This window comes from Galbibacter sp. PAP.153 (assembly GCF_037029175.1).
Classification (GTDB): Bacteria; Bacteroidota; Bacteroidia; order Flavobacteriales; family Flavobacteriaceae; genus Galbibacter; species Galbibacter pacificus.
This window is the reverse complement of record NZ_JAZEUN010000006.1, coordinates 48,404-66,313: the sequence shown is the minus strand read 5'-3', so window position 1 is coordinate 66,313 and position 17,910 is coordinate 48,404. Positions and strand designations below refer to the sequence as shown.

10 protein-coding genes are annotated in these 17,910 nt (G+C 41.6%); 8 read left to right on the top strand and 2 right to left on the bottom strand.

The features are described from left to right. Positions 1-114 precede the first annotated feature (114 nt). Positions 115-1,398 carry a HAMP domain-containing sensor histidine kinase gene (locus UXI14_RS04760; protein WP_335965105.1) on the bottom strand — a complete coding sequence of 428 codons (1,284 nt, stop codon included), beginning with the start codon at positions 1,396-1,398 and terminating at the stop codon, positions 115-117. Positions 1,399-1,447: 49 nt separating this feature from the next. Beyond that, positions 1,448-2,794 carry a sigma-54 dependent transcriptional regulator gene (locus UXI14_RS04755; RefSeq protein WP_335965104.1) on the bottom strand — a complete coding sequence of 449 codons (1,347 nt, stop codon included), beginning with the start codon at positions 2,792-2,794 and terminating at the stop codon, positions 1,448-1,450. Between the two features lie 208 nt (positions 2,795-3,002). Here UXI14_RS04755 and UXI14_RS04750 point away from each other — a divergent pair, with 208 nt between their 5' ends. The 8 genes from UXI14_RS04750 to UXI14_RS04715 all read left to right on the top strand — a co-directional run bounded on the left by UXI14_RS04750 (position 3,003) and on the right by UXI14_RS04715 (position 17,820). Then, positions 3,003-4,253, top strand: a complete 1,251-nt coding sequence (locus UXI14_RS04750) for an efflux RND transporter periplasmic adaptor subunit (protein ID WP_277900051.1) — start codon at positions 3,003-3,005, stop codon at positions 4,251-4,253. Between the two features lie 32 nt (positions 4,254-4,285). After that, positions 4,286-4,963 (top strand): ABC transporter ATP-binding protein, encoded by a 678-nt coding sequence (locus UXI14_RS04745; RefSeq protein ID WP_277900052.1) that lies wholly within the window; start codon positions 4,286-4,288, stop codon positions 4,961-4,963. 28 nt (positions 4,964-4,991) lie between these two features. After that, complete coding sequence (locus UXI14_RS04740; RefSeq protein WP_335965103.1) at positions 4,992-7,418, top strand: ABC transporter permease; 2,427 nt, start codon at positions 4,992-4,994, stop codon at positions 7,416-7,418. A gap of 11 nt (positions 7,419-7,429) precedes the next feature. Then, a complete protein-coding gene (locus tag UXI14_RS04735) occupies positions 7,430-9,811 on the top strand; it encodes an ABC transporter permease (RefSeq protein ID WP_335965102.1) in 2,382 nt (793 codons plus the stop codon). An 11-nt stretch (positions 9,812-9,822) separates the two neighbouring features. After that, positions 9,823-12,210 carry an ABC transporter permease gene (locus UXI14_RS04730; protein ID WP_335965101.1) on the top strand — a complete coding sequence of 796 codons (2,388 nt, stop codon included), beginning with the start codon at positions 9,823-9,825 and terminating at the stop codon, positions 12,208-12,210. Between the two features lie 21 nt (positions 12,211-12,231). Beyond that, entirely contained in the window at positions 12,232-14,631 is a 2,400-nt protein-coding gene (locus UXI14_RS04725) for an FtsX-like permease family protein (RefSeq protein WP_335965100.1), read from the top strand. Positions 14,632-14,652: 21 nt separating this feature from the next. Further along, positions 14,653-17,073 carry an ABC transporter permease gene (locus UXI14_RS04720; protein WP_335965099.1) on the top strand — a complete coding sequence of 807 codons (2,421 nt, stop codon included), beginning with the start codon at positions 14,653-14,655 and terminating at the stop codon, positions 17,071-17,073. Between the two features lie 75 nt (positions 17,074-17,148). Continuing rightward, positions 17,149-17,820, top strand: coding sequence for an ABC transporter ATP-binding protein (locus UXI14_RS04715; protein WP_277900059.1), 672 nt, complete (start codon positions 17,149-17,151; stop codon positions 17,818-17,820). Positions 17,821-17,910 lie beyond the last annotated feature (90 nt).

The window sequence follows — 17,910 nt, the reverse complement described above, 5'->3', positions numbered from 1 at the left end:
TACATGAATTGGGGGATTGACTACCTCATCACATGGAACGTATCGGCTGCCTGTGTGTTGGCTCTTGGGTCGTTCTTTATTCAATTAGGAGCAATTCTTAAGGGTGTTAGCAGGTTAAAATACCAAACTAATGGTTGTGCCTCTGCCCACGACACTTTGTATTTGAACCTTTCCCCGGTGCAATAGCATAATCTGTTTGCACAGGCTCAAACCGATACCGCTTCCATTTTTTTTTGTGCTGTAGAAAGGCACGAATACCGTATCCATAATTTCTTCCGGGATTCCCCTTCCGTTATCGGTAACCCTAATGATCGTATTTCCGTTTACAGACTGATTGGCCAAAACCTTAATTGTAGGTGTTGCTGTTTTTACACAGGCGTCAACTGCATTTAAGATCAGGTTAATCAAAACCTGTTCGATTAAGTAGGCATCGATTTCCAGTTCAAGTTCCAACGGATGTATTTCAAAAGCTATCAAAACCCCTTTTGCTTCTAGGGAAGGTAGCATCAGCCTGTTGATGCTGTGAAAGAGTTCTTCAACTTTGGTAAGATGCGGGTTCAGCTGCGTGATCTTATTTAAACTTCGATACGTTTTGGCAAATTTCATCAAGCCGTCGCTTCGTTTTTTAATACTTTCAATACCCTCGTATAAATCTTCTGTAATCAACGGATAGAGCTCAGGGGCTTCCATAGATTCCTGAATACTTCCTTTTAAGGTCTCCGCCAGTGAACTGATAGGCGCAATGGAATTCATGATTTCATGGGTCATCACGCTCAATAATTTTTTCCAGGCTTCCGATTCATTTTTGTTAAGGGTATCATCAATATTTTGCAGCACCACTAATTTAAACGTATTGGAAGCCACTTCAAAGATAGCGTTCGAAACCAACATTTTACTTTTTTCATTTCCTATCTCGAGTGTGACCGATGCTGAATTGGCATGGTTTACAACAAAAAGGCGCTCATACAGATCCTGCTTTCTGCTTTCGATAAAACTGATGTTTTTTATGGAAGGAATGTCAAGCATTCTCTTTAAGGATTCATTGATCCATAATACCCCGCCCGTTTTTATATCGTAAGCGATGATCCCCACCTGTACTACCTCCAGAATTTTTTGCAGGTACAGGTATTGTGTCTCCTTTTGGCTGTTTATATCCTTGATGGTCCTGTTCACTTCATTAAATCCCCGATGAAGCCTTTGCATATCTTTAGAACCGTGTTTCTCTGAATACCACCTGGAAAAGTCCCTGTACCTGACCGCTTCAAAAAAATCATCGATTTCCACAAACCGTTTCACCGTGAATTTATAGAGGCTATAAGCGGCCATAAAACTACCTGTAGCGGCCACGATGATGATGTATCCATTTAAAATAGTAACGGAATACGCCAGTAATGCCAACAGTATAAATAGTATGATGATCCTCGTAATGAATACAATTTTGTAGTTGTTATAAACCATACTTGTTGAGTCTTCGGTAAAGTGCAGTTCTGGTAATTCCCAACTCCTTGGCGGATTTGGATATGTTTCCGTTGTTTTTTTCCACGACCTTTAGGATGGTATTTTTCTCCATGGTCTCGAGCGTTAAATCATTTTCACAAACCGTGTCCTGAAACTTCTCGATAGGAGAGAACATCAAATCCCCAGCCGTTAATGTTTGACCTTCCGCCATAATAACAGCCCTCTCCAATGCGTACTGGAGCTCTCTTACATTTCCCGGGAACTTGTAATCCTTCAGTTTTTCCATAAAGTTTACATCTACGGTAAAGGAATCTTTAAAATACTTTTCCGCATACATGTTTATAAAATGATTTGTCAATAATTTTATATCGCCTCCGCGAGCTCTTAAAGGCGGAATCGTAAGCTCTACGGTATTGATGCGGTATATCAAATCTTTGCGGAACCTATTTTCATCGGCCAGGACGGTTAATTCCAAATTAGTGGCACATAGTAACCGGATGTCCACAGGAATTGGTTCATTTGACCCTAGAGGCGTTATTTGCCTGTTTTGCAGTACCGTTAAAAGCCTGGCTTGCTGCTGAAGTGAAATATTCCCTATTTCATCTAAAAAAAGGGTGCCCCCCGATGCAATTTCAAACCTTCCTTTCCGATCCTCACGGGCATCGGTAAAAGCTCCTTTTTTATACCCAAACAATTCACTCTCAAACAAGGAGGCCGTCAATGCCCCTACATCTACTTTCACAAACGGTTTGTCTTTTCGCAGGGAATTCTCGTGAATAGCACTGGCTATAAGGTCTTTTCCGGTACCGTTTTCACCGAGTATAAGGACATTGGCATCGGTAGGAGCTATTTTTTCAAGTTTAAAAAAAACATCTTTGATCACCGCGCTTTCACCGATAATTTTTCTTGCTTCGGTCTTCAGGGAGCTGCGCGCTGGTTTTTTCTTGCCTTTTTTCTCGGTAAGTTCGTGTAATGTTTGCACGAGCCTTTCATTCTCCCATGGCTTTACAATAAAATCAGAAGCGCCCTCTTTAAGCGACCTGACGGCCAGATCTATATCGCCATAGGCCGTAATTAAAATAACATCGGTAGCGGGACTCAATTGCTTTATTTTTTTCAACCAGTAAATCCCCTCATTTCCCGTATTTACAAGTCCGTTAAAGTTCATATCCAAAATAACAATGTCAAAATTGTTTTTTTCAAAAAGTGACATAATGTTGTTTGGTCTTTTTTCCACAACAACTTCCTTTACTTTAGATTTTAACAACAGACGAAGGGCAATGAGCACATCACTGTCATCATCAAGAATCAATATTTTAATGTCCTTTAAGCGCATACATACAATATTACAATATTATCAGACTTACTAAAAATGGATTATTGTTTAATTTCAAAAGTCAAAAGACTGTAACATTTCCGTACATAAAGTGTATCGTTTTCGAACACCTTCCTTCCGCTGCATAAATTCAATCTAATGACAATCAGCTTTTTATGTTTTTGGCATACAAATCCCTATACCGTCTATATAAAATTGAATTGATGCTATGGACATCCCATTAGAAAAGAAAAGGTTTACCAAATCAAGAATGTTGATTTTGGGAGGAAGTATACTGCTTTTTGCCTTTATCGTTTTTGTGATTATTTCTTCTTCAGGAGCCTCTAAATTAAATGTGGAGCGTGAACGCATTACCATTAGTGAAGTAACACAAGGCGCATTTCAGGAAGCTATTCCCGTCAACGGAATTGTACTCCCCATCACCACTATTTATCTCGATGCTGTAGAAGGCGGCCGGGTAGAGGAAAAATTTGTTGAAGACGGCGCCATGATGAAAAAGGGAGCGCCGATACTCCGGCTTTCCAATACGGATTTAGAATTGAGTTTGGTCAATCAGGAAACGGCAGTGTACAACTTACTCACCCAAATGCAAATTCAACAGAATTCCGCCAGACAAAATACCATTAACAGGCTCAATCAATTGACCGATGTAAAGAACAGCCTTATCGAGGCAGAACGGGTCTATAATTTAAACAAACGGCTCTATGATAAAGATGCTATCGGACGTCAGGACTTAATAGCTTCTGAAAACGAATACAACTATCAAAAACAACGAATGGAGCTGGCGCAACAGGTAGTAGCGCAAGACTCTATTGCTACCAACCAGGAATTATCGCAGGCACAAAGCTCCTATCAAAGGACAAGAACCGCCTTGGAACTTATGCGTAAAAAAGTGGGCGATTTGGTGGTGAAGGCACCTGTAGACGGGCGGTTAACTTCCCTGGATGCCGAAATTGGTCAGTCAAAAACCAAAGGGGAGCGCCTCGGACAAATTGATGTGCTCAGCGGGTTTAAGGTACGGGTAGCAATAGACGAACATTATATTGCCAGGATTTATAGCGGGCAAGTGGGTACTTTTTCCTTTAACGGGAAGGCCTACACTTTGGAAATTAAAAAAGTATACACACAGGTGACCAACGGTCGCTTTCAGGTAGATATGCATTTTCAGGGAGATGTTCCCGAAGGAATAAGAAGGGGGCAGACCCTACAGATACGGGTGGCCCTTAGTCAGGAAAAACAGGCCGTATTGATTCCTAAAGGCGGGTTTTTTCAACAAACCGGAGGGAACTGGATTTTTAAACTGGAAGCTAATGGCAATACCGCCTATAGACAACCCATACAGTTAGGAAATCAAAACACCGAATATTACGAAGTTGTTGACGGCTTACATCCGGGCGATAAAGTAGTTACCTCCGGATATGATAATTATGAAGAAATCCAGGAACTTGTTTTAAATTAATAGCATTATAAAAAGAATTCAATACTACCATCATGATAAAAATCACCGATTTAGAAAAATTTTACCGAACAGAAGAGGTACAAACCGTTGCCTTGAACAAGCTTTCTTTTGAAGTCAAGGAAGGGGAATTTGTCGCTGTGATGGGACCTTCGGGATGTGGAAAATCTACCTTGTTAAACATTTTAGGGCTTTTAGACGACCTCGATGGAGGAAGTTTTGTTTTTAACGGAATTGAGGTCTCGGACTTTAATGAGCGTAAAAGATCGAACCTGAGAAAGCACAACATCGGTTTTGTATTTCAAAGCTTTAACCTCATCGATGAGCTTACGGTATTTGAAAATGTCGAACTCCCGCTGATCTATACAGGCATAAAGCCGTCAGAGAGAAAAAAACGGGTGCACGAAGTATTGGAGAAGATGCAGATCATGCACCGGCGAAAACATTTCCCGCAGCAACTCTCCGGGGGCCAGCAACAGCGGGTAGCCGTAGCAAGGGCCGTGGTGAACAACCCAAAACTAATTCTCGCAGATGAGCCAACGGGGAACCTGGATAGCAGTAACGGAAATGAAGTAATGGACCTGCTTACCGACCTCAACCAACAAGGGACCACCATCATCATGGTAACACACAGTGAACACGATGCCAAGTTCAGTCACCGTATCATCAGGATGCTGGACGGGCAAAAAGTAACGGAAAACGTTTTGGTCTAAACCACTAACATAGCAATCAGGACCAGTTATGATCAAGAATTATTTTAAAATAGCATGGAGGAATCTTAAAAGCCAACCCTTTTTCACCATACTGAACATTTTTGGCCTGGCCATTGGTCTGGCTGGGGGGCTCTTGGTTTCATTATACATTTATGATGAGTTCAGTTATGACCGAATGTTCGTCGATGCCGATCGCATATACCGTATCAACGCGGATCTGAAATTTGGAGGCGACATCCATAATTTTGCGACCGTAACCGCTCCTATGGCCGATGCCATTCGAAGTGATATCCCGGAAGTTGAAATGACTACGAGATTTCGGACCGTGGGAACCATGCTTCTTAAAAAAACAGGATCGGTCATCAATGTAAAGGAAACACATGCAACCTATGTGGACTCCACTTTTTTTAACATGTTCGGAATTGATTTGTTGGTCGGAGATCCAAAAACGGCTTTAAAAGAGCCGAACACATTGATATTGACCAAAACTGCCGCTAAAAAACATTTCGACATTAATAATGCTGTAGGACAGCCCCTTATTTTAAATAATGGTGACACCTATACCGTTACCGGAATAATTGATGATTTTCCGAAAAATTCGTTTCTAAGGGATTATGGGGTATTTATGGCCATGACCGGTTATAGGGATGCCCGGGTTCCCAATTGGGCCGGTAATAATTTTCAGACCTACATCAAATTGATGCCCGGAACAAATGCCAGCGACATACAACAGCGTTTACAAGCTATTGTAGGCAGGTATGTGATCCCGGGAATTCAGGAAGTCTTTCCAGGGATTACCGAAGAACAGTTGCTAGCCTCGGGCAGTTATTTGAATTATAGTACCATCGCACTTAAGGATATTCGGCTCCACTCCAATAGGGCGGCAGAGATCAGCCCTAACAATAGCATCCAAAACATCTACATCCTATCTTTTATTGCCTTATTTCTAATCGTATTGGCCAGTATCAATTTTATGAATTTGTCTACGGCAGGCTCTTTAAAAAGGGCAAAAGAAGTAGGTATTCGAAAAACCCTCGGTGCTAACAAGGCCAAGCTTAGAATTCAATTTTTAACCGAATCCTGCCTAATTGCCTTGGGAGCTATGGTCATGGCCCTCATTATGGCATTGATTGGCATGCCTTATTTCAAGCAGCTATCGGGTAAATCGTTGGCTATTCCTTTTGTGGATCCCTCCTTTTGGGCGGTAGCGCTTTTAGCAACTATTTTACTGGGCTTACTTTCCGGTAGTTACCCTGCCTTTTTCATGTCCAAATTCGTTCCCGTAAAGGTTATAAAGGGAAGCGGAAATGTAGGCGGAGCTCGATTGCGAAACGTTTTGGTGATTTTTCAGTTTGCCATATCCGTCTTTTTAATAATAAGCACCTTGGTCGTATATCAGCAAATGCGTTTTATTCAGAGCAAAGACCTGGGATTTTCAAAAGATCAGGTGCTGCTCCTTCAAGATGTGTATGCTGCTGGCGGACAGGTTCATTCTTTTAAGCAGCGGGTAAAGCAATTAAAGGGGGTACAAAATGCCAGTGTAAGCAGTTTCTTTCCAACTCCTTCCAATAGAAGCCAAGAATCATTCAACAGAGAAGGGGCCCTCGGTGCGGAGCACTCGATAAGTATGCAGGACTGGGGCGTAGACTATGATTATGTTTCGGTCATGGATCTCAAAATTATTGCCGGGCGGGATTTTGATCGTGCTTTTGGCGCTGATTCTACGGCCATAATTATCAATGAAGCTGCCCTTAACTTATTTGGCATGGAGCCCAAGGAAGCATTGGGAATGCGGGTCACTAAAGTTTTAGAGGGAGAAAACACTTCATTTTATACGGTAATCGGCGTGGTAAAAAACTTTCATTACGAATCGCTCCGCAATGATATCGGGGCCTTAAGTATGTCTTTAGGAAATTTTGCCAATGGAATGGCTGTAAAGTTAAGCGCCGGTGATTTTACAAACACCATTGCACAAATCGAGGATATCTGGAAGAAGGTAGCCCCCGGGCAACCTTTCAGCTACAATTTTATGGACGCATCGTTTAATACTACCTATAAATCCGAACGTCGTCTGGGTAAAATTTTCATCACTTTTACCATACTATCGATTCTTATTGCCTGTCTGGGCCTTTTTGGCCTGGCTATATTCAATGCCGAAAAGCGAACCAAAGAAATTGGGGTACGGAAAGTATTGGGCGCAAGCGTAAGTCAGATTTCTTACAGGCTTACCGCTGATTTTTTAAAACTGGTAGGGATCGCTATTTTAGTCTCGTTGCCCATTGGATGGTATGTAATGAACAAATGGCTGGAAGATTTTTCATATCGGACAGAAATTGGCTGGTGGGTGCTGGTCATGGCAGCCGCTATAGCAATAATAATAGCAGTACTCACTGTAGGTTATCAAAGCATTAAAGCCGCAATACAGAACCCTGTACAAAGTTTACGAATGGAATAATTATAGAAATCATGATCAAGAATTATTTTAAAATAGCATTTAGAAATCTCTGGAAACGCCGCGGGTTTTCTTTGTTGAATATCTTTGGTTTGGCCATTGGTTTTACTGCAGGATTTCTGATACTGATGTATGTCGATTTTGAGCTCAGTTATGATAATTTTCACAGTAAAGGAGAACGAATTTACAGGGTGGCTTCGGATATCGAAATTAATTCCAAAGAAAATCAAGCCAATAAGCCGGACTGGGCAACCCCTCCTCTATTGGCATCTCAATTCCCTGAAATTCAGTCGGCGGTACGTATCTTATATATGCCGTTGACTGTGCGTAACAATCACCTGAAGTTCAGGGAGAATAATGCCATAGCGGTTGATTCCGGCTTTTTTGAAGTTTTTGATTTTAAGCTGCGCTCCGGCAATAAAAAAGAGGCCTTAAAAACCCCCTTTAGTGTAGTACTATCTGAAACCGCATCCAAAAAATATTTTGGAAATGAAAATCCAATGGGAAAATCGTTGCAGATACTCGATAAGGGTTTCCAGGCTAAAGTTACGGGCATTATGAAGGACATTCCCGGGAACTCCCATATAAAAGCAGACATGCTCTTGTCAATGACCACATTTACCCAAGTTTTAGACAAAGATTTAGACACTGACTGGGGTAATTTCGAACCTTATGCCTATGTGCTGCTCAAACCCAATGTGGATGTAGCCCAATTAGAATCGAAGTTTCCTTTATTTATGAAGCAAAATTTCGAAAAACAAATGGAAGCCTCCAAAATGTATATTGACTTGCTATTAGTTCCCCTCAAAGAAATATATATGCATGCAACCAGAGGTGGTCCTGTTACCGGGAACATCCATAACATATATGTTTTTTCGATTATTGCCGTTTTCATCCTTTTAATAGCCTGTATCAATTTTATCAACCTAACCACGGCACGCTCCGTAGAACGTGCCAGAGAAGTCGGCATTCGCAAAGTGGTGGGTGCGAGTAAAAAACAATTAGGCCATCAATTTCTAGGGGAATCTGCTATTATCAGTGTTTTGGCTTTTTTGGTTTCACTGGTTATACTCAAGGCGCTATTACCATCCTTTAATGTATTGGCAGGCAAGGTCATTAGCGAAGGTATTTTTTCAAACCCCAATCAAATCATTATTTTATTTCTTTTTTCTATAGCGGTAGGCCTTATGGCAGGCGCCTATCCTGCTTTGGTATTGACCTCTTATGATCCAGTAAATGTGCTAAAAGGGTCCTTTTCTAAGAGCAGTCGAGGGGTCGCCTTAAGAAAGGGCTTGGTTGTACTGCAGTTTGTCATTTCGATTACGCTGATTATCGGAACGATTGTTATTTATATGCAGACCGACTATATGCGCAGTCAGGAACTCGGTTTTAATAAGGAGCAGGTATTGGTTATGGAGACACAGGTATCCCCGGCTCAAAAAGCCTTTAAGGATGCCATTAATCAACTTCCCGGTATTATTAGTACCAGTAGTTCTTCAAGTGTCCCGGGGGGTGACAATTCAGAAGCCCTTTCTCAATTAGAAAACAAAGACGGGGATCTACTACAAACAGTTGTCAACTTATATTTTGTCGATTTTGACTACCTCTCTCAACTCGATATCGAGCTTATAAGCGGCAGAGGCTTTTCCAGGGACTTTGCTTCCGATTCGACACAGGCGATGATAGTGAACGAAGCTGCAGTGGAGTTGTTGGGTTATACAAGCCCTGAAAGTGCTCTGGGAGCAAGGTTTAAGCAATGGGGTCGTGAAGGACAAATAATAGGGGTTGTAAAAAATTTTAATTTTAATTCCTTACAACAACAGATTGAACCTTTAAGTATGCGGATTGAACAAACGCGACTAAATCTGATTACTGCTAAAATAAAAGCAAATACCATTGAAAAATCAATATCCCAGATCAAAAGACAATGGGAAATAGCATTTCCAGAAGAGCCGTTCGATTTTTATTTTCTAGACCAGCTTTTGGATAAGCAATATCGCAGCGAACAACGTTTTGGAACCCTCTTTTTATGGTTTGCCATTTTGGCCATTACAATTTCCTGTTTAGGCCTTTTAGGACTAACCGCCTATAGTATCATTCAACGAAAACGTGAAATAAGTATTAGAAAAATACTCGGAGCTTCGGTATCAAAGGTAGTCAACCTTGTATCCCAAGAGTTTTTAAAATTAATAGGAATTGCTTTTTTAATAGCCATACCCATATCATGGCTGGCAATGAACCAATGGCTCAAAGATTTTGCTTTCCGTATCAACATCCAATGGTGGATGTTTGTCATAGCTGGTGTTATCGCGTTATTTCTCGCGCTAATCACCATTGGTTTCCATTCGATGAAGGCAGCATTGACAAACCCTACAAAAAACCTGAGAACTGAGTAAAACAAAGCATCATGATCAAGAATTATTTTAAAATAGCATTCCGGCATCTATGGAAAAACAGGCTTTCAACGGCTTTAAATTTTGTGGGGCTTACCGTGGGATTGGCCAGTATCATGACATTGGGTTTTGGCGTGTATGCCTATCACAGCGCCGATGCCTTTATAGAAAATAAAGAGGCCCTATATACGCTAAAAACCGTTGAAACCAATGGAAATGTCTCCGATCAAACTACCTATCCGCTCTTAGGGGAAATTGTACATTCCGCTCCGGAGGTTATAGGAGCCACTCATATACAGGGCTGGAATTGGCCTTGGTTAAAAGTAAAAGACATCGAAACGCAAAAAAACACAAAATATGTAGATACAAGTTTCTTTAAAGTTTTTACACTACCCTTAAAATACGGAAATTCAAAAACTGCATTAAAAAACAAATACGATATTGTTATTTCAGAAGAAGTTTCCCGGCAATTGTTTGGAGATATCAATCCGGTGGGGCAGACCATTCAGGCAGACGACAGCTTAAATTTAACGGTACAAGGTGTTTTTAAGCCTATAAATCCTTATTCTTCGGTAGCGTTTGATGTTTTACTGCCAACGGCGTTGCTCGAATTAAACCCCGGGTTTAAGCAAGGGGCCGATTGGTACAACACCTTTGCAACGAACTATTTAAGGGTGAAAAAAGATACTGATATCGAGGCTCTTGAGCACACTGTTCTCGACATTGCCATGAGAAACTATCAAAACACCGAGGGCCTTAAAAAATTAAGACTTGACTCTTTTTTAAATTACCGGGAAGGTTACAATCCCACGGTCGGAAAAATAATAAAAGGTTCCCTGGCCACGATCTTTTTCATTCTGTTAATCGTGGTAATAAACCTTTTGAATTTAAACACCTCCATTATATACAACCGCCATAAAGAGTTGGCCGTGCGTAAAATCATAGGAAGCGGTAAACGCAGTCTCATTATGCAGTTTTGTATTGAAAACGGAATCCTTGTCTTTACCGCGCTCCTGCTTGCCGGAATTTTATTCGTTCAAGTGCTTTTGCCGGCCATGAATGCTATTTACGGATTCAGGTTTGGAAACATCCATTTTAATTTAGGCAGCGATTATCCCTTGCTTTTTGGCTATTTCCTTATCGGGCTTTTAATCACTTTGACAGTCGGGGTCCTGCCAACGCTTAAAATTATTTCTTTTCCGGTCGTTACGGCTATCAAGGGAAAGATACACAACTCCAAAAACAGTTTTTTTGTACGCAATGCCTTTATCACGGTTCAATTTGCGCTGGCCATTATTTTTATATGTACGGCATTGATCTTAAACAATCAGATACACTACATGCAGAACGTCCCCCTTGGTTATGACGCGCAAGGGGTAAGTATTGTAAAATTAAATTTAGATTTTAAGGACAGGGAAGCTGCAAACTCACGAATTCAAATTTTACTGGAGCAATTAAAGAACAATCCCTATGTACAGGGTTTCGCTACCACCGAAGTGATTCCTACGGCCTACCATTATAATTACAATGATTTCTATGATCCGGTAACAAAAGCCGAACTCAATATCCGTAAAGGATTTACGGGAACCGGTTATTCCAAAACATTTGGGATTCCGCTCATTCAGGGCAGGGAATTTGATGAACGAAGAGACGCCTCTGAAAACAACTCGGTTATGATCAACAAAAAGGCCATGGAGGCCTTGGGATGGAAAGACATTAAAAACAAGCAATTGACAGAAAAAGGCGGAGCGGAAGAAACCTATAATGTCATCGGGGTCATGGAAGATTTCCATTATCAGGACATGCAAAAAAGCGTCGAGCCTATTTTGCATTATTACGGCGGAAAGCGTGGTCTTGGATACAATAACAGGTATTTAAGCATAAAAACAACCCCGGGAAAGGAAACGGTGGTTTTAAATACGTTAAAGAAGTCCTTTGATCAAATCCCCTCCAGACATGCATTTGACTATGAATTGCTTGACAGTCGTATACACGGGCAATACAAACTCTTGGAAGGAATCCTGGGCACGGTGAACTATGTTGCTTTCCTGACCATTCTCATCTCATCTTTGGGCATGTTCGGGTTAATTTCCTTGATGGCCAGAAAACGTATAAAAGAAATCGGAATCCGTAAAACCCTGGGGGCCGGGGTTGGAAAGATTGCCTATTTATTATCAAAGGATTTTATAAAACTGGTTTTATTGGCCTGCCTGATCGCATTCCCGATTGCCTGGTATGTCATGGACAAATGGCTGCAGGACTTTGCATATCGCATCGCCATTAAATGGTGGATGTTTCTATTGGCAGGGGTTATTGCCCTGTGCATAACAGCAGTCACCGTTGGTTTTCAGTCCGTTAAAGCAGCGCTGGCCAACCCTGTAAAGAGTTTACGAACCGAATAAAACATCAAAAAACAAAGCAGTATGATCAAGAATTATCTGAAAATAGCCTGGCGGAACCTATGGAAGCGCAAAACCCATTCCTTGATCTGTATTATCGGGTTGTCTTTGGGGTTAACCTCATGCCTTTTGATTGCTACGGTAGTGTTGAATGAACTGAGCTATGATCGAAATTGGTCAAAATCAAACAGGATTTACCGCTTAATTACAACGGATAAAAATTTCAATACAAAGACCGCATATGCACCCGTGCCGATCGCTCCGGAATTTAAACAAGATTTTCCAGAACTTGAAAATTACTGCAGGATGGTTAGCCAGGAGGGCGCATTTAAATTCAATAAAACAGGGGAAACTTCCATTACGTATCTCAATGCCGAGGAAACGGTATGGGACCTCTTAAACTTTAAAGTGCTAAACGGAAATCCCAGCGTCTATAAAGAGGGCTATCCCAATTTAATTATTACGCAAAAATTAAAGGAGCAGTTTTTTCCAAACACCGATCCGGTGGGTCAGGTCATTAAAAGTGTCTCCAATTATGAAACAGCCAAAAATTACTTAATAACAGGCGTTATAGAAACATTGCCCACAAATTCCTTTTTTCAATCAGAGGCGATCGTTGTGGAGAAATTAAATTCCGGCAATAATGTTTTAAATCCAAGGGGGGCAAGTACTTGGACCCAACAATTTTTCCTGCTCCGTCATGATGCATCGCCCACGCAAGTCGCCAAGCAGTTAAACACCTGGTTTTACCAGAAAATGAAGGGCACGAGCTGGAATCTGGAATTTTCCCTTCAGCCGTTACAAGAGGTGTATTTAAAATCCGGGGCCATCACTTCGCAAAAGACAAAGGGAAATTTAATGCACCTCCAGGTCCTCAGCGGGATTGCCATCTTACTACTTTTGATTGCCTGCATTAATTACGTTAACCTGACAACCGCCAGAATAGACGTCCGTGCCAAAGAAACCGGAGTTCGTAAAATTCTAGGTGCCGACAGAAAGGTGCTGTTTGTACAGTATCTGTGTGAATCTGTTTTGTTTTTTTTCATCAGTTTTTGTGCAAGCCTTGTGCTGTATCTGTTTTTATTACCGATCGTGGAATCTTTTATAGGGCATCCGCTTTCCATGAATTTATTGAATCACGCCCCTTCCGTTTATACGAGTGTCATTGCATTATTCCTGTTAAGTGTCATAACCGGAATATACCCTGCCATACTGCTTTCCAAACCGGATCCACATGTAACCGTCAGTAAAGGACATGAGGTAAAGAGAAGAAATGTGGTCTTTCAAAAAACATTGGTGATTTTGCAATTTGCCATTACTTCGGGGGTTTTGATTGCTTCCCTGACCGTTCATGAACAAATGAATTATTTATTCGGTAAAGATTTGGGCTATGAAGCGGAAAACTTAGTCAGGCTTGATTATACCGAATATGGCAGCAAGGCCGCATTTTTTAAAAATGAACTGCTACGAATACCGGAGGTGGAACAGGTCAGTATTTCCCGGTGGTACCTTCCCGAAAACGGTGGAACGGGCAGCATGGAAATGGAAGACCCCATGAATTCCAATAACAAAGTAAAGGTATGGTTTATAAACGGCGATAAGGATTTATCAAAGACCCTAAGATTACACCTTGTTCAAGGGCGAAATCTGGACGACCCTTCTCTTGGCGGCCCTTCGAATACTTCTGAAAATGATACCGTAGCAAATCCCATTGCTAATCCAATTTTAATAACACAATCTACCGCAAAGCGATTCGGGATTGCTGAATTGAATAAGCCCAATAAGCACTTGGATGCCATTCCGGTTGGCATTGTGAAGGACTTTCACAATCAATCGCTGAGAAGTCCGATGCTGCCAACGGTTATTTCCTTATCGAAAGATGCACATTCCGGGTATTTATTGATGCGATTATCTTCGGGGGCCTCTACGCGTGTCATCAATAAAGTCAAGGCTGCCTACCAAGAATTTTATCCCAACAACAGTTTTAACCTCTCTTGGGTGAAAGACGGCTTGGAGAAAGAGTTCAGAGCGGAAGCAAAATTGCAAACCTTTATACAGGTCTTTGGAGGTATCATTATCCTTTTATCCTGTCTGGGGCTTTTCGGTCTGATAATGTACATGGTTCAACACAGGGTTAAAGAAATAAGTGTACGAAAAGTACTGGGGGCATCCGTAACCCAGATCTTAGTATTGCTTTCAAAAGAGGCAATCCTGCTAATTATTCTGGCCGTATTAGTTGCGGTTCCTGTGGTATGGTACGGATTGGATCAATGGCTCAGAGGCTATGTTTACCGTATCGATTTAAGCGGGAAAGTATTTGTTATTGGGAGTTTAATCATTGTATGCATCGCCATGATCACCATGAGCTTCCTTACCCTCAAGGCCGCTCTTGAAAAACCATCGCAAAACCTTAGAACCGAGTAAAACATCAAAAAACGAAGCAGTATGATCAAGAATTATCTTAAAATAGCCCTACGGAACCTCTGGAAAGATAAAACCTTTACCGGACTTAATATGTTAGGGCTTACTGTGGCCTTTACCGTAGCCATTTTATTAAGTATATATGCCCTTTTCGAGCTTTCTTATGATCGCTTCCATGAAAATATCGACCGCATATATAATGTCTACACGACAGCGCAATCCCCTGACGGTCCCGAAGTGAGCACTGCCAAACCGATTCCTTTTGCACTGGCACTTCAAAAAGAAGTACCGGGCGTTGAAAAAATCACCAAATATAACGGAGGCAATGTACTGGTAACTTACGGGGATAAACAGTTAAGGATGGAAGCCGCCTATGTAGATCCCGACTTTTTTTCCATTTTTAGTTTTCCGGTAATTAAAGGGAACGAGCAGCATTTAGTTGAAGATGAATCGAGCATTGTTATTACCCAAAAAACGGCTAAAACCTTATTCGGGGAAGAAAATGCCTTGGGAAAAACGGTCAATATCCTACAGCAAGGACGGCAACGGCCTTATACCATTTCATCCATTTTAGAAGACATTCCTACGCAAAGCACCATGCGGTTCCATTTGGCCTTAAACTTTAAAAATCAGTCCGATTTTGTATATGCCGATAACCTAACTAATTGGGAAAAATCCAATCACAGGGTTTATCTAAAACTCTCCGAAGGGGTAAAACCATCGCAATTTGAAAAGGCCACCAGAAGTTTTACGGCATTGCATCGTGAGAAGTTTATCAACGATCTTAAAAGGGACGGGGTGCTGCCCGATACGAATGGGCAATATATCCAACAACGGCTCTTACCTTATAAAGACATCCATTTTGCAACCGAAAAAAACGGTACTGCCAGGACCAGCCGTTTATATCCCTATCTGGTTTTAGGCATTGCTTTTTTGATACTCTTTATTGCAAGTGCCAACTTTATTAATATGAGCATTGCCAAAAGTTCCGGACGGCTTCGGGAGATAGGGATGCGAAAAACCCTGGGGGCAAATAAGTTTCAGCTCTTCTTTCAATTTTGGGGAGAGAGTGTCCTGATCTATTCGTTGGCTGTTCTCATGGGAATAGGGCTGGCCCATTTATTATGCGGACAGTTCCAAACCGTTTTTAGAACAGCTGCCTCATTCACTAATGTAATGGGCCCGTTGACCATTTTTGCCTTTTTTACAGGGGTTGTGGTAATTACCCTTATTGCCGGAGGTTATCCCGCTCTGTTCATGACCAAACTAGGCATCCTTCAGAGTTTGAAGGGAAAAATGGAGGCCTCCGGTAAAAACCGTTTGCGGGATGGCCTTTTGATAGTACAGTTCGGAATTACCATTCTCCTTATCAGTGGTACCATGATCTTATGGGATCAACTGGAGTATATGCGGAGCAAAGATGTGGGCTTTAACAAAGAACAGGTCATTGCCTTTCCGCTAAACGGAAAAAGAGAAGATGCCCAAGCGATGCAGTTATTGCGAAATGAACTTGCCAATACCCCGGGGATTGTCAACATCACGGCATCCAATAATATTTTAGGATTAGGGAAAGACGGCACATCTTCTACCAGCGCAATGGGGTTTGATTACAAAGGGCGCGGCGTAACTACCAATATCCTGATCGTAGATCATGATTATACAGAAACCCTGGATTTGCAGCTTTTAAAAGGGCGTTCTTTCAGCAGGGACCATAAAAGTGACAGTTTGGGACTGGTCATCAATCAGGCCATGGCAGATGCGTTACAGGAAAAAGACCCCTTACGGGCACATATAATTCTCAATGACACCGTGCGTTATTCCGTAATCGGGGTGGTCAAGGACTTTAATTTCCAAGGTTTTGATAAAACCATTGCGCCCCTGACGCTGTTTCTTAACCCCAAATGGAACATGCGTAATGTGTATGTTAAAGTATCGGGCAGCAATCCTTTGCAATCCATGGACCGAATAGAAAGAGCTTGGGCAAAAATTGAGCCCAATGCCGAATTCCTGGGCTCTTTTCTGGATGAAAATATAGACCGCACCCTCATAAAGGAACGTTTGATGACCAAAATGATCGGTAGTGGTTCCATCCTAGCTGTCATTTTAAGCTGTGTGGGGCTGTTTGCCATGTCATTGCTCGTGGTCAATCAACGAAGGAAGGAAATCGGGATCCGAAAAGTCGTGGGAGCGAGTGTCGCTACAATTACCATCCTGTTGGGCAAGGAATTCTTAAAGTTGGTCGGGATAGCCTTTTTAATTGCCGCCCCCCTAGCTTGGTGGTTTAGTTTTCAATGGTTACAAGGATACGTATACCGAATAGACCTAAGTGTTTTGACCTTCCTTTTTGCCGGTGGTATTGTGTTGGTTATTGCCATTGCAACCATCGGCACTAAAACCATCGGAGCGGCCTTGCAAAACCCTGCAAAAAGTTTACGTACCGAATAAGGGGCGTGGCAAAAGCCCCGGATACCGATAGCCGAAAGTCAAAACACCAATAACAACATTAAAATCAAATAAAACATGCTAATAGAACTTAAAAATATTTTTAAATGGGTAAACTCCGGGGGGAACCGTTTCTTTCTCTTGAAAGACATCAACCTCAAAATCGAGCAAGGCGCTTTTATTTCGGTCATGGGACCTTCCGGATCAGGAAAATCCACCTTGCTTAATATCTTGGGAATGCTCGATACTTTCGATGAAGGGGATTATTATTTCAACGGGCAGCCCGTGCATCAATTAAAAGAAAAATACAGGTCGCGGTTATACAAGGAGCATATCGGTTTTGTTTTTCAGGCCTATCATTTAATCGACGAACTCACCGTTTATGAAAATATAGAAACCCCGTTACTTTATAAAAAAGTGAGTTCCCCTGAAAGGAAAGCACTGGTATCCGATATGTTGGACCGCTTTAATATCGTCGGAAAGAAAGATTTATTTCCTGCTCAATTAAGTGGCGGCCAACAGCAATTGGTAGGTGTTGCCCGGGCATTGATAAGCAAACCAAAACTTTTACTGGCCGACGAGCCCACCGGAAACCTTAATTCAAAACAAGGAGCGGAAATCATGGAACTTTTTAAACGGTTAAACCAAGAAGACGGTGTTACGGTCGTACAAGTAACACATTCCGAAAAAAATGCTGCTTACGGCTCGCAAATCCTTGAATTATTAGATGGAAGAATCATAAGCAAATAACCATTTTGGGAACATACATTTTTCATTCGTTGTATGCGCTCATCTCATCGTACTTCTGTTGAAACCCAACGGAAGAAGCATTTTTCATGC